Here is a 1,183-nt window from a genome sequence, read left to right as displayed (position 1 = left end):
GTCGCTGTATGCAAAACGGCTCGAGAAGGGCCGGTTTCTATGGCCGTCGCCGGCGGACGGCACGGTTTCCATATCACCGGCGCAGCTCGCCTACATGCTCGACGGGATCGATTGGCGCAACCCGCTTCACACGTTCCGCCCGCAGCGCGCGGGCTGAGTTTTTCTTTGAGTTTGCGCCATTTTCCGCGAGTCAGCGGACGCGTTTTATGATTCACTCCAGGGCATGGTTGCCACCGCCCAGGATGCTGTTCCGGACGATATTGGCGCGCTGAGAGCAGCGCTGACCGCGGCGCTGGCCAGAGCCGAAGACGAGGCCGCGCGCGCTGCGCTGGTCGAGGCCGAACTGGCGGTCGCCAGGGCCAAGGCATCGGATGATGCGGCGCTGATCGCGCATCAGCATCTGACGATCCGGAAGCTGCAGCGGGCGCTGCATGGTCAGAGTTCTGAACGCTCAGCCCGCCTGCACGACCAGATGGAACTCACCTTCGAGGAACTCGAGAGCACCGCGACGGAAGACGAGATCGCCGCCGAACAGGCCGCGGCCCGGACCACCGAGGTGGCGCCTTACATGCGCAAGCGACCGGCGCGCCAGCCATTTCCCGAGCATCTGCCGCGCGAACGCGTGGTCGAGCCGGCGCCGGCCGCTTGCCATTGCTGCGGCGGTCATCGGCTGCGCAAGCTGGGTGAGGATATCACCGAGACGCTGGAGGTGGTGCCGCGGCAATGGAAGGTGATCCAGCACGTGCGGGAGAAGTTCACCTGCCGCGACTGCGAGACGATCAGCCAGGCTCCGGCGCCCTTCCACGCCACCCCGCGCGGCTGGGCCGGTCCCGGCCTGCTGGCGATGATCCTGTTCGAGAAGTTCGGCCAGCATCAGCCGCTTAACCGCCAGGCCGAACGCTATGCCCGCGAAGGCGTGCCGCTCAGCCTGTCGACGCTCGCCGACCAGGTCGGCGCCGGCGCCGCGGCGCTGATGCCGCTGTTCAAGCAGCTCGAAGCCCATGTGCTGGCCGCTTCGCGTCTGCACGGCGACGACACGACGGTGCCGGTCCTGGCCAAGGGCAAGACCGATACCGGCCGATTATGGACCTATGTGCGCGATGACCGACCGTTCGGCGGCGCCGATCCGCCGGCGGCAGTGTTCTACTATTCCCGCGATCGCCGAGGCGAACATCCCGCGACG

2 protein-coding genes are annotated in these 1,183 nt (G+C 67.1%); both read left to right on the top strand.

The window, feature by feature from the left end; genetic code table 11:
- The first annotated feature begins 4 nt into the window (after nt 1–4).
- Nucleotides 5–157 carry an IS66 family insertion sequence element accessory protein TnpB gene (gene tnpB / locus NKI52_RS32640; RefSeq protein WP_352700868.1) on the top strand — a complete coding sequence of 51 codons (153 nt, stop codon included), beginning with the start codon at nt 5–7 and terminating at the stop codon, nt 155–157.
- 66 nt (nt 158–223) lie between these two features.
- Nucleotides 224–1,183, top strand: a 960-nt coding sequence (tnpC, locus tag NKI52_RS32635) for an IS66 family transposase (protein ID WP_352700867.1), incomplete at its 3' end; no start/stop codon positions are given.

The sequence above is a fragment of the Mesorhizobium sp. M0590 genome, assembly GCF_040320905.1.
Classification (GTDB): domain Bacteria; phylum Pseudomonadota; class Alphaproteobacteria; order Rhizobiales; family Rhizobiaceae; genus Mesorhizobium.
This window is presented reverse-complemented; position numbering and strand designations above follow the sequence as displayed.